Source organism: Pseudobacter sp., from assembly GCF_051955275.1.
Classification (GTDB): Bacteria; Bacteroidota; Bacteroidia; order Chitinophagales; family Chitinophagaceae; genus Pseudobacter.
This window is the reverse complement of sequence record NZ_JBQCGW010000072.1, coordinates 1-12,042: the sequence shown is the minus strand read 5'-3', so window position 1 is coordinate 12,042 and position 12,042 is coordinate 1. Positions and strand designations below refer to the sequence as shown.

Sequence of the window (12,042 nt, the reverse complement as noted above, 5' to 3'; positions counted from 1 at the left end):
TAGCGTTTGTTAGCCTAAACAAAAAAGCGACCCGCCTTTGGGAGGCGGGTCGCTTTTTATTATTAAAAATTTTATTATTTTTAGCTACACTCCACCACCGTTCTGTACGGGAATAATAATAATCACGACCACCACAATAATAATTGCGATGACAACAGTGATAATATTATTAAGTCCGCTCTTGAACATATGAGATGTAATGTTCTGCGAATATACACCCGCCGATCGATTAAAAGAACTGTAGCAAGCAACTTTTCAGAAAAAACTTAAATAATGGTTGATTTCCTCAACTCAATATTTGCCTTATTGATACCGCCTGGTACGCGGTTTGAAACATAATCACAGATCAGTTCACCAATAGTGCTGGTGAAGTAAAAGTTCACAGAATCAATGTCTTTCGTTACAAAGCCATTGCTCAGCGTCCACTCTGCGGCTTCACGCACCAGGGCTGCTTCTTTTGCGAGGCCGAGGTGATCCAGCAGCATGGCTGAACTGAGGATGGAACCCAGCGGGTTGGCAATATCCTTGCCGGCTGCCTGCGGGTAAGAACCGTGGATCGGCTCAAACAATGCAGCGCCTTTGCCAATGCTGGCAGAAGGCAACAGCCCCAGTGAACCGCTGATCACGCTGGCTTCATCACTGATGATATCACCGAACATATTCTCCGTGAGCACCACATCAAATTGTTTGGGATTCAGGATGATCTGCATGGCGGCATTATCCACGAACAGGAAGTCAACGGTCACATCAGCATACTGTGCAGCGATCTCCTGCACCACTTTGCGCCAGAGGCGGGATGTTTCCAGCACGTTGGCCTTATCCACCAGTGTGAGCTTCTTCCTTCGTTGTTGTGCATATTGAAAAGCCAGGTGTGATACGCGTTCGATCTCTTCACGAGTGTACACGCAATCATCAGAGGCCTGTGTCCTTTCTTCGTTCACTTCTTTCTTACCAAAGTAAATGCCACCCGTGAGCTCGCGGAAGATCACAAAATCAACCCCTTCGATATTCTTTGTTTTGAGCGGGCTCAGGTGATGCAATGATGCATAAGTGGTAACGGGCCTGATATTGGCGAAAAGCTGCAGGCTCTTGCGAAGTTTCAGCAAACCCTGTTCAGGCCTTACTTTGGCGGTAGGATCATTATCGTATTTAGGATGGCCGATGGCGCCGAAGAGGATGGCATCGCTGTTGAGGCAGGCCTCGATGGTTTCATCAGGCAGCGGATTGCCTGTTTTGTCGATGGCATCAGCCCCCATCAGGCAGTATGTATAATGAAAGGTATGACCGAACTGCTCTGCAATGGTGTTCAGTACCTTCACGGATTGGCGGGTCACTTCCGGACCGATACCGTCACCTTCTATAACTACAATATTTTTTTCCATAGTTTGATGCGTTTCAGGGTTCAGAGGATTCCTCTATTTGTATTGTTGTTCAAATGCTTCAATGGCCGGTTTGATACTGAGCAGGTAGTCGATATCATCGTAGCCGTTGAGCAGACAGGTTTTCTTGTAATTATTGATGTCGAAGCTGCTCTCCAGTCCGGCAGCAGGTACGGAAATCGTTTGTGCCTCTACGTTAACCACCACTTCTGTAGCAGGATCTTTTTCCACGGCAGCGAAGAGCTGCTGCAGGAATTCGTCGCTCACCTGAACAGGCACCAGGAAGTTATTGAGGGCGTTGTTACGGAAGATATCGGCAAAGAAGCTGCTTACCACTACATCAAAGCCATAGTCCTTGATGGCCCAGGCAGCATGCTCGCGGCTGGATCCGCAACCGAAGTTCTTTCCTGCCACCAGTACCTTACCGGTGTAGGTAGGATTATTGAGCACGAATTCAGCGCGGGGCTGATTCTCATCATCGTTGGCAAAACGCCAGTCGCGGAAGAGGTTCTTTCCAAAACCATCGCGGCTGGTGGCTTTCAGGAAGCGTGCCGGAATGATCTGGTCTGTGTCCACATTGTCTTCTTTCAGTGGCACCACCCTGCTTGATACTATATTGATTGCTTTACTCACTTGTTGTACTTTTTAGATGAAATCTCTTACGTCTCCTACTTCTCCGGTGATAGCTGCCACAGCGGCCGTCAGCGGGCTTACCAGGAAGGTCCTGGCATTGGGTCCCTGCCTTCCCTCGAAGTTCCTGTTAGAGGTACTTACGCAATATTTACCGGCCGGGATCTTGTCTTCATTCATACCCAGGCAGGCAGAGCATCCGGGTTGACGGAGCTGGAAGCCAGCTTCTTCGAAGATCTTATCGATACCTTCTGCGATAGCCTGCTTTTCCACCTGTTTGGAGCCGGGCACAATCCATACTTCCACATCGTCCGACTTCTTCTTGCCTTTTACAAAGTCTGCCACCAGCCTCAGGTCTTCAATACGGCTGTTGGTGCAGCTGCCGATGAACACATAATCCACCTTCTTGCCTTTGATACGGCTGCCAGGCTGGAGGCCCATATAGTCGAGGGATTTGAGGAACGAAGGTTTCTCTTTATCGTCCACATCGGTTTCGCCGGGGATCTTTCCTGCCACGCTCACTCCCATACCGGGATTGGTGCCGTAGGTGATCATCGGTTCGATGTCTTCCGCTTTGATATTGATCTCCACATCGAATTTTGCATCCGCATCGGAATACAGCTCTTTCCACTGTTCCATCTTGCGGTCCCACTGCCCATTGCCGGGAGCGAACTGGCGGCCTTTGATGTATTCGAAGGTCACCTCATCGGGAGCGATCATGCCACCGCGCGCACCCATCTCGATGCTCATATTGCAGATGGTCATACGGCCTTCCATGCTCAGGCTGCGGATGGCGGATCCTGCGTATTCAACAAAATAACCGGTAGCACCTGATGCTGAGATCTGTGCGATAATGTAGAGAATAATGTCCTTTGATACCACTCCTTTGTTCAATGTTCCGTCTACATTGATTCGCATGAGTTTTGGTTTAGACTGCATCAGGCACTGAGTTGCCATCACCATCTCCACTTCACTGGTTCCGATACCAAAGGCAATAGCGCCGAATGCGCCGTGCGTGCTGGTATGGCTGTCGCCACAAACGATGGTCATGCCGGGCTGCGTAACGCCCAGTTCCGGTCCTATCACGTGTACAATACCCTGGAATGGATGACCCAATCCGTATAATTCGATATTATGATTCTTACAGTTGGAGATGAGTTGCTGCACCTGAACCCTGGAGAGTTCGTCTTTGATGGGGAGGTGCTGCTGAAGTGTGGGAACGTTGTGGTCTGCTGTTGCTACCACCTGCTGCGGGCGGAATACTTTCATGCCCCTTTTCTCGATGCCCTGGAAAGCCTGCGGGCTGGTCACTTCGTGAATGAAATGTTTGTCGATATACAGCACTGAGGGGCCGCCGTCGATCTGCTGAACAACGTGCTTATCCCAGATCTTATCAAATAAAGTCTTAGCCATTGATTTCTTTTTGTGAAGAAAGCGTGGCGCAGACGCGCCACGCGAAAACAAAAACTACATGATTATGAGAAAATACTGCTCACGCTGTTACGGCCACGGCCTGGTATTCGTTGGCCAGGGCTTGCAGATCCTCATCATTAACTTCTTTCTTGCCATCCGCCACATTGAGGAATTGTGCATACAAAACATCTATGTCGTTCCTTGTGTACTGGAAACCGAGCTTATGGAAACGGTGTGCCAGGGCACTGCGGCCGCTGCGTGCCGTCAGCACGATCTTGCTGCCTTCCGCTCCCACTTCATCCGGGTTGATGATCTCGTAGGTCTGCGCATCTTTCAGGAATCCGTCCTGGTGAATACCGGAGGAATGGCTGAAAGCATTGCTTCCTACGATCGCTTTATTGGGTTGTACCGGCATCCGCATGGTATCGGATACCAGCCGGCTCAGAGGGTTCAGTTGTTGTGCATTGATGCTGGTGGTGAATCCGAGCGCATGGTGCTGCTTCAGGATCATCACCACCTCTTCGAGGGAAGTATTACCGGCACGCTCGCCCAGACCGTTGATGGTACACTCGATCTGCCTTGCTCCGTTCATCACACCGGCAATGGAATTGGCAGTGGCCAGGCCCAGGTCATTATGACAATGGCAACTGATCACTGCTTTATCGATATTGGAAACATTGTTCACCAGGAAGGCGATCTTTTCCCCATACTGTGAGGGCAGGCAATAACCTGTTGTATCCGGGATATTCACCGTGGTGGCGCCAGCGGCGATCACAGCCTCTATCACACGTGCCAGGTATTCGTTCTCCGTACGGCCCGCATCTTCTGCATAGAATTCCACGTCGTCCGTGTAGTTCCTGGCCCATTTCACACACTGGATGGCACGCTCCAGGATATCTTCCCTGTTACTGTTGAATTTACCTTTGATATGAAAATCCGAAGTGCCGATACCCGTGTGGATACGACCTCTTTTAGCTTTCTTCAGCGCTTCACCTGCTACCTCGATATCCTTTTGCACAGACCGGCTCAATGCACAGATAGTGGCATTTTTGATCACTTTGGAAATTTCTTCCACGCTCTGGAAATCTCCGGGAGAGGATATCGGGAAACCGGCTTCGATGATGTCTACGCCCAGATCTTCCAGTGCAAGCGCCAGCTCTATCTTCTCTTTGGTATTCAATTTGCAGCCAGGGACCTGCTCACCGTCTCTGAGGGTAGTGTCGAATATGTATATCTTTTGATCCGGCATACTATTCAATAGGTGGATTTAGTTTTAAGAAATTTGAAAAGGCAGGTTGTTTTACTTTTGTGTTGCTTGCTATAGATAACCGGTAAAACAACCTGCTTAACCGAAATTATTGCCATTATTTTGGGGAAGGAAATCAAAATAGTGGGTATTTTACACTTCTTAGGGGGTGCCAGACAACCACAAAGCCTTGTCCATCAAGCATTTCAACGATATTAAACTACGATGCCCAATAGATCAACAGACGCATTATTTCAACTGATCCACTCACTGGAAAAGTCCGAAAAGCGAAATTTTAAACTGTATGTGACCCGGAATTCCTCCGGTGAGGACCTGAAAGTGGTCCAGCTCTTCGATGCCATGGATAAAATGGAGGAATACGACGAGGCATTGCTGCTCAAAAAGAACAAAGACCTCAAAAAGCAACAGCTCTCCAATATAAAGGCACATCTGTACAAACAGATCCTCAGCTCCCTCCGCCTGATCAAGGATGAAGAGAATATCGATATCCAACTCCGCGAACAGATGGACCATGCCCGGATCCTGTACAATAAAGGCCTCTACCTCCAGAGCCTGAAAGTGCTTGACCGCATGAAGGACCTTGCCCGGGCCCATAACCAGTTCACTTACCTCCTGCAGGTACTCTTCTTTGAAAAGAAGATCGAAGCACTGCATATCACGCGCAGTATGCAGGACCGCGCAGACCGCCTCACCTCGGAAGTGGAGGAAGTGAACAAGCGGCTTATCATGACCTCCAAACTGAGCAACCTGGCCCTTCAGTTGTACAGCTGGTATATCAGGAATGGTCATGCGAGAAATGAAAAGGACGAAAAATCGGTGACCAGCTTTTTTGAAACGCACTTCCCTAAAGAAGCGGAAGAAGCCAAAGGATTCTATGAAAGGTTGTACCGCTACCAGTGCTATTGCTGGTACGCCTTCATCCGCCAGGATCTGCTCACGTATTACCGTTACACACAGAAATGGGTTGACCTCTTCAAAAAAGAGGACCAGATGATCGATGTAGAGACCGCCCATTATATCAAAGGCCTCCACAACCTGCTCAGCGCGCATTTCGACCTGGGCAATTTTCAGAAGTTCAGCGAAGTGCTGGATGTATTTGAACAGTTCTCCCATTCCGGCATCGTGGTGCATAATCACAACAACACTATCCAGACCTTCGTGTACCTCAATATCAGCCGGATCAACAAGCATTTCATGCACGGCACTTTCACGCAAGGCTGTGAACTGGTTCCGGTGATAGAAGGGAAATTGCAGGAGTATTCGCTGTATCTCGACAGGCACCGGATCCTCGTATTCTATTACAAGTTCGCCTCGCTGTATTTCGGCAGCGGCAATTATGAAATGGCTATCGAATACCTCAACAAGATCATCAACTGGAAGGTGGACCTGCGCACAGATCTGCAGGCCTACAGCCGCCTGCTGCACCTGATTGCGCATTACGAGCTGAAGAATTTTGACCTGCTGGAATATCTGTTCAAGTCTGTATACCGCTTCATGAGCAAAATGGAGAACCTGTCTGTGGTAGAGGAAGAAGTATTTAAATTCTTAAGAAGATCTTTCCATGTAACTCCGAAAGACCTCAAGGGGGAATTTGAAAAGCTGCTCAATAAATTAAAACAACATGAGCGTAACCGTTATGAAACGCGCGCGTTCATGTACCTGGATATTATCTCCTGGCTGGAAAGCAAGATCAATAATGTTCCGGTGCAGAATATTATAAGGCAGAAATACCTGCAGGCCAGCAAGAGGAAGGCGGTGGAGGAATAGCAGAGTGTGCCCAGTCGCTCGCGTCCCCGCGAGTGACTTCTATTTGCTCGCCTCTGGCGAGTTCAACGTTCGCCGGAGGCAAACCAATATAAGTAACTCGCCAGAGGCGAGCTACCGGACACACCCTAATTTGCCGGGCACAGCCCAATTTTCCGGGCACAGCCCGACTTACTTTGCGCACTCCCGCAATCGGATACCAATCAATACTTCGTCAGTTCCGGCTGTACTTCATCAATCCACCTCAGTATCCCTCCTTTCAGGTTATACAGATTATCGAACCCGAACTTCTCTTCCAGCTCACGGATGGCTTTGGCGCTGCGTCCTCCCATTTTACAATGTACTACCACTTTCTGATCCCTGCTGATGCGTTCCGCATTGGCTGCCACTGTTGACAATGGTATCAGTTCCGCCCCGATGTTCACGATATCATACTCATGCTGTTCACGCACATCGATCAGCTGGAATGCTTCCCCTTTCACCTGCCAGTTGTACAATTCCTCCGGAGTGATCTCTTTTATTGGTTTCTCTACCGCCTTCATTCCGCAGAACTGTTCATAGTCTATCAGCTTTGTGATGCTGGGGTTCCTACCATTGAGCGGATTGTCGTCCCTCCTTGAAATCTTGAAAGTGCGGCTCTCGAAATTGAGCGCATCGAAAATATAAAAACGGCCGACCAACGGTTCCCCCACACCTGTGATCACCTTGATGGTCTCCAGCGCCTGCAGGCTGCCGATAATGCCGGGCAATACACCCAGCACGCCGCCTTCAGCACAACTGGGAACCAGTCCAGGTGGTGGTGGTGTTGGATAGAGGTCACGGTAATTGGGGCCCGGTTCACCATTGGCTTTGCGATAATTGAATACGCTCACCTGTCCCTCGAACTGGAAGATGGATGCGTATACATTCGGCTTGCCGAGCAATACGGCTGCATCATTCACCAGGTAACGGGTAGGGAAATTATCCGTTCCGTCTGATACCACATCGTAGTCTTTCAGAATATCAAGTGCATTCTGGCTGGTGAGCTGTGTATTGTGAAGAATGATCTTGATATGCGGGTTCAGGGCTTCCAGTCTTTTTTTCGCTTCTTCCACTTTCGGTTTCCCGATGGCTTCCACACCGAACAATACCTGGCGTTGAAGGTTGCTATCGTCCACCACATCAAAATCAACGATGCCGATGGTGCCAACACCGGCTGCTGCCAGGTAGAGCAGGGCCGGGCTTCCCAGGCCGCCGGAGCCTACTATCAGCACTTTGGCGGCTTTCAGTTTCTGCTGTGCTTCCAGTCCGAATTCAGGGATGATGATATGCCGGTTATACCTGGCCAGTTCATCTTTGGAGAAGGTAACAGGGTTATTGTTGCTCATGGGATGATGTTTTTGATTTTATATAACTATTATGCATAACCGCCTGCAATGGCAGGAATGATACTGATGATGGTATCGGGCTGAACGGCAGTCTTTTCCTTCTGCAGATCCCTGATATCATCGTTGTCCACGAAGATGTTCACGAAGGAACGGATCTGCCCCTGTTCATCCAGGAGGTGTTTTTTAAGATCCGGGAAATTAAGTGTAAGCTCGTCTACCGTTTGCTGTATGTTCACTGCTGCCACCTGCAGTCTTGCCGTGTTATTGGTGAATTTCCTGAGTGGGGTGGGAATAATTACTGTTGCCATTGTTGTTGTGGTTTATGATTGATGATTGAATTCATGGTTGATGCTGCTGGCCACTACGCCAACATTCTCTTCGTCGAACTGGTCCTCGTCGTTGAGCCTCCAGCTGCGGAGCGCATCGGGCCTGCCATCCAGTACTGAAACGATCACGTAGGAAAACCAGGGCTGTGCCGCTATCCTGTCGTGCTCCGAAGGAATGGCCGGATGATTGGGATGGGAATGGTATACGCCCAGCAGTTGCAGCTGATGGTCTTCAGCATACTGTTCTGCTTTGATATAATCCAGTGGGGAAATGGCAAAACGGCGGCGCTTGTCTCCTTCTTTTGCATTGTTCACCACCTGGATCTGCGTTACGGCACGGAAGCCGTTGCTTTCTTCTCTTCCAAAAAGGAAACCACAGCATTCGTCGGGAAATGCGATCACTGCATCTTTGAGCAGTTCTGCACGGGCCAGCGTATCAAGGATGATCATATGATGTTGAGTTTAGATACTACTTCACTGTATTTGTCTGCATTGTCGGGCAGGATGGTGACCACTATCCCCGATTCAATTTCTTCCGCCACGCGGATGGCGCCGGCCAGGTTGGCAGCACTGCTGGGACTGAGCCGCAGGCCTTCATATTTCCAGGCATCCTTCATCAGTTGCCAGGCTTCTTCGGTTCCCACGGTATGATTTTCGTCGGCCACAGAGGCATCGTATATGCCGGGAACCAGCGCGGTTTCCAGGTGCTTCCATCCTTCCAGGCCATGCAGGGGATTATCGGGTTGCAGAGAGATGAGCCGGATCGATGGATCGAGCTCTTTCAGTCTTCTTCCTGTTCCTGTAAAAGTTCCGGTAGTACCGAGCGCTGCCACAAAATGAGTGATACCGGGCAGGGCTTCTTTTATTTCCGGTGCCGTGGTATGGTAATGTGCTTTCCAGTTATTGTTGTTCCTGTACTGGTCAGCGTAGAAATATTTTGATGGATCTGCTGCCGCCAGTTCGCGGGCCACAGCCTGTGCACCGTCGGTGCCTTCAAAGGGAGATGTATAGATGATATTTGCACCCAGTGCAGTGAGGATCTCCTTCCTTTCCTTACTGGCATTTTCCGGAAGGCAGAGTGTAACCGGAATATTGAGGAGGCTTCCTATTTTCGCATAGGCGATACCGGTATTACCGCTGGTGGCATCCAGCAATGAGATGTCCGGGGTGAGTTGTCCGTTCTCGATGGCCTGCCGGAAGATATTGTATGCGGCGCGCGCTTTCACGCTGCCCGACAACTGCTCCCATTCCTTCTTGGCATAGAGATGTACACCGGGCTTTGAAAAGAGTCGGGTGACTGCATGCAGCGGTGTGCGGCCGATCTGACCTGAAAGCTGTTTTACGGATTGCAGCAGCAATGGATCAACGGCTGTAGTGGCTGTTGTAACGGACATTGTCGGAATTTTTGTTGTTATGAGTTGATGAGAGCCGGACGCAGAGGGGGGATACATAAAAAAAGCCCCACCTGCGGTGGAGCTTTCACTATGTTGATGCATATTATTATACACTAACTTAACCAATGGCCATTGCCCACCCAAATAGCCCTGGAGTGTTGAGTACAACAACAACAACAAGAATTATTTGAATGGATATTACGCATCGGTCAATTGATTTCTCTACAAATATAACAGGATTTTTTTTGAAATTCCTATTGAACAGGTAGACTATCTGTTAAAAAAATGCTGCTTAGTGTTTCGACACGGCCTTTAGACCTATGATTGAACCGATTAGGAGGAATATGAAAAATACTCTCCAGAAATGTGCGGGTTCCTTGAAAAAGAAGATGCCCACCAGTACGGTACCTACCGCCCCGATGCCCGTCCATACTGCATAGGCGGTGCCCATGGGCAGGGAAAGTGTGGCCCTGTAAAGCAGGTACATGCTGATACTCATGGTGATCAGGAAGGCAACCCACCAGCCGGTTGAAACGGCGCCGGTAGTTTCGCGGGCTTTACTCATACAGGTAGTAAAAGCCACTTCAAACAATCCGGCCACAATCAGAATGATCCAGTTCATAACAATGATGTTTTAGGCGTGCAAAGTTCCACCATCCCGGCATGCACAAATTATACAAATGATAAAAAGGGCTGTCTGAGCCGGTAAGAACAGTAACATCCGCAAAAGGTTGAAAGCCATGGATCATTTTGTCGCAAACAGGTGCTCTGCCATCTTTTTGTCGTGGCCGTACACGTCATCCCGGAAATTCAGTCTTCCCTGGCGGTCAACCCAGGCGGTGAAATAGCCTATGAACACAGGGATGGTCTGTTTCAGAGTCACATACTGTTCTTTATTGGATTTCATAGCCTTTGTGATACTGGTGGAATCCCATTTGGGCTCATTCCGCAAGAGGTATTCGGCCAGCCGCTTCGGCTCATGCAGGCGGATACAGCCATGACTGAAGGCGCGCTGATCACGGTCGAACAGACTGCGGCTGGGGGTATCGTGCAGGTAAATATTGTAAGAGTTGGGGAAGAGGAATTTTACGGCGCCCAGGCTATTCCAGGGACCAGGCAGCTGGCGCACATTATTCTTGCCATTCCACTCCATATGATGTTTGGCCAGGTAGTTCGGGTTCTTTTTGATGCCGGGCAGCACTTCATTTTTGAGGATGCCGGGAGGTACATTCCAGTAAGGACTGAAAACAATGTATTGCAGGTCGCCGGAGAAGATCACGGTATTATGCGCAGGTGTGCCCACTACAACGCCCATATCCCAGGCATGCTTGCCATCTTCGTATACATGTAACCGGTACTCCGGGATATTGATGAGCAGGTAATCGGCAGGAGGATCTGCAGGCACCCAGCGTATCCTTTCCATATTGATAAGCAGCTGGCGGATACGGTCGCCCACCGGCTTGTTCATTTCAGCCACCAGTTTATTGTTCACTTTTCCATCTTCTGTAAAACCATAACGGGCTTCGTAGGTTTTCACAGCCTCGTCAAGTTCTGGTGTGAAAAGGTTGCTGGTATCCTTCCCTTTCAGGTCGCCGGAAGCAATAAGGCGCTTTTTGATATGCACGATGGCTGCCGCTGAATCACCGGACTTGTAGGTTTTCTTACCGATGTCCGGGATGGTTGGCCAGCCGCCGGCTTTCTGGATATCATAATATTTTACGAGGTAATCTTTCAGCAGGTTGTACTGGCGGTTAACAGGTTCATAGCGTTCAACATCCTTCCCTTTGTTTTTGATAAGGGAATCCAGCTGCGATACCACATCCACTTTTTTACGTGGGATGAACCAGCCCAGGTCTTTGGGTTGTTCATGGCTACCGGCCCAGGCCCTGTGGGCAAAACGGAAGAACTGCTCGGTAAGCCTCAGCTCGGTGCTGAGCAGCAGCGGGCTCTTTACATTAAAGCTGTCCTTATTGTTCTTGATGGAATCGATCACCACATTCAGCTTGGGATCATAGATGGCGCTGTCGCCTGAGTAACCGATATAATTACTCTGCATTTCTATGAAGGTGGGTACATATTCCGCAATGGTGCCATCGAGGAACCAGGCGTACTGGTAGTTACGGCTGTTATAAAAACTGCGGATGCGGTTTGCCAGTGTATCCGGGATTTTTTCTTTGACTATATACTGTTCCATGCGGGTGCTGTCGAAGAACAGTTCGCTGTACGAGTTGTTTACATTGATGGTGGTATCGCGTGGGGCTACCGGAGATTCTTTCTTTTCTTTACTTTCTTTACAGCCGTAAAATACTATAGCCGTTACCGTCAGGATCTGAAATATTCTACTCATAGGTCGCTAATATATTAATGGTTCCGGATTAAAAAAGAAATTTCCGACCAGTCTGATGAAAACCGGCCGGAAACAACTGTTAAAGTTTACTCTACCGGAGTGAGATATTGTGCTGCCGCATATCCTTCCACACCTTTATCAGTTTTGATCTGCCA

General features: G+C 49.1%; 11 protein-coding genes. 1 reads left to right on the top strand and 10 read right to left on the bottom strand.

From position 1 onward, the window contains the following. Positions 1–266 precede the first annotated feature (266 nt). The 4 genes from leuB to ACTHMC_RS06335 all read right to left on the bottom strand — a co-directional run bounded on the left by leuB (position 267) and on the right by ACTHMC_RS06335 (position 4,671). Entirely contained in the window at positions 267–1,382 is a 1,116-nt protein-coding gene (gene leuB / locus ACTHMC_RS06350; RefSeq protein WP_440411856.1) for a 3-isopropylmalate dehydrogenase, read from the bottom strand. Between the two features lie 33 nt (positions 1,383–1,415). After that, the gene (gene leuD, locus ACTHMC_RS06345; protein ID WP_440411854.1) at positions 1,416–2,012 is read right to left on the bottom strand and encodes a 3-isopropylmalate dehydratase small subunit; all 597 of its coding nucleotides are present in this window, start codon (positions 2,010–2,012) and stop codon (positions 1,416–1,418) included. A gap of 12 nt (positions 2,013–2,024) precedes the next feature. Further along, positions 2,025–3,422 carry a 3-isopropylmalate dehydratase large subunit gene (gene leuC / locus ACTHMC_RS06340; RefSeq protein WP_440411852.1) on the bottom strand — a complete coding sequence of 466 codons (1,398 nt, stop codon included), beginning with the start codon at positions 3,420–3,422 and terminating at the stop codon, positions 2,025–2,027. 79 nt (positions 3,423–3,501) lie between these two features. Beyond that, positions 3,502–4,671, bottom strand: a complete 1,170-nt coding sequence (locus tag ACTHMC_RS06335) for a 2-isopropylmalate synthase (RefSeq protein WP_440411850.1) — start codon at positions 4,669–4,671, stop codon at positions 3,502–3,504. Positions 4,672–4,893: 222 nt separating this feature from the next. Here ACTHMC_RS06335 and ACTHMC_RS06330 point away from each other — a divergent pair, with 222 nt between their 5' ends. Next, a complete protein-coding gene (locus ACTHMC_RS06330; protein WP_440411849.1) occupies positions 4,894–6,456 on the top strand; it encodes a hypothetical protein in 1,563 nt (520 codons plus the stop codon). A 200-nt stretch (positions 6,457–6,656) separates the two neighbouring features. On the opposite strand, the gene moeB is transcribed toward ACTHMC_RS06330, so the two are convergent. The 6 genes from moeB to ACTHMC_RS06300 all read right to left on the bottom strand — a co-directional run bounded on the left by moeB (position 6,657) and on the right by ACTHMC_RS06300 (position 11,887). After that, complete coding sequence (moeB, locus tag ACTHMC_RS06325) at positions 6,657–7,820, bottom strand: molybdopterin-synthase adenylyltransferase MoeB (protein ID WP_440411847.1); 1,164 nt, start codon at positions 7,818–7,820, stop codon at positions 6,657–6,659. A gap of 29 nt (positions 7,821–7,849) precedes the next feature. Then, positions 7,850–8,128: a MoaD/ThiS family protein gene (locus ACTHMC_RS06320; protein ID WP_440411846.1), complete on the bottom strand. Its 279-nt coding sequence runs from the start codon at positions 8,126–8,128 to the stop codon at positions 7,850–7,852. A 12-nt stretch (positions 8,129–8,140) separates the two neighbouring features. Beyond that, on the bottom strand, positions 8,141–8,596 hold the full coding sequence (locus ACTHMC_RS06315; protein WP_440411844.1) for a Mov34/MPN/PAD-1 family protein: 456 nt from the start codon (positions 8,594–8,596) through the stop codon (positions 8,141–8,143). Continuing rightward, positions 8,593–9,540, bottom strand: coding sequence for a PLP-dependent cysteine synthase family protein (locus ACTHMC_RS06310; RefSeq protein WP_440411842.1), 948 nt, complete (start codon positions 9,538–9,540; stop codon positions 8,593–8,595). The genes ACTHMC_RS06315 and ACTHMC_RS06310 overlap by 4 nt, the downstream gene beginning before the upstream one ends. Before the next feature lie 292 nt (positions 9,541–9,832). After that, complete coding sequence (locus ACTHMC_RS06305; RefSeq protein ID WP_440411841.1) at positions 9,833–10,162, bottom strand: DMT family transporter; 330 nt, start codon at positions 10,160–10,162, stop codon at positions 9,833–9,835. A gap of 123 nt (positions 10,163–10,285) precedes the next feature. Beyond that, complete coding sequence (locus tag ACTHMC_RS06300) at positions 10,286–11,887, bottom strand: L,D-transpeptidase family protein (RefSeq protein ID WP_440411839.1); 1,602 nt, start codon at positions 11,885–11,887, stop codon at positions 10,286–10,288. Between the last annotated feature and the right edge of the window lie 155 nt (positions 11,888–12,042).

Excerpts from the sequence above, each read along its gene's own strand:
- leuB (WP_440411856.1), bottom strand. The coding sequence starts at position 1,382 with ATGGAAAAAAATATTGTAGTTATAGAAGGTGACGGTATCGGTCCGGAA.
- leuC (WP_440411852.1), bottom strand. The coding sequence starts at position 3,422 with ATGGCTAAGACTTTATTTGATAAGATCTGGGATAAGCACGTTGTTCAG.
- ACTHMC_RS06335 (WP_440411850.1), bottom strand. The coding sequence starts at position 4,671 with ATGCCGGATCAAAAGATATACATATTCGACACTACCCTCAGAGACGGT.
- ACTHMC_RS06330 (WP_440411849.1), top strand. The coding sequence starts at position 4,894 with ATGCCCAATAGATCAACAGACGCATTATTTCAACTGATCCACTCACTG.
- moeB (WP_440411847.1), bottom strand. The coding sequence starts at position 7,820 with ATGAGCAACAATAACCCTGTTACCTTCTCCAAAGATGAACTGGCCAGG.
- ACTHMC_RS06320 (WP_440411846.1), bottom strand. The coding sequence starts at position 8,128 with ATGGCAACAGTAATTATTCCCACCCCACTCAGGAAATTCACCAATAAC.
- ACTHMC_RS06315 (WP_440411844.1), bottom strand. The coding sequence starts at position 8,596 with ATGATCATCCTTGATACGCTGGCCCGTGCAGAACTGCTCAAAGATGCA.
- ACTHMC_RS06310 (WP_440411842.1), bottom strand. The coding sequence starts at position 9,540 with ATGTCCGTTACAACAGCCACTACAGCCGTTGATCCATTGCTGCTGCAA.
- ACTHMC_RS06305 (WP_440411841.1), bottom strand. The coding sequence starts at position 10,162 with ATGAACTGGATCATTCTGATTGTGGCCGGATTGTTTGAAGTGGCTTTT.
- ACTHMC_RS06300 (WP_440411839.1), bottom strand. The coding sequence starts at position 11,887 with ATGAGTAGAATATTTCAGATCCTGACGGTAACGGCTATAGTATTTTAC.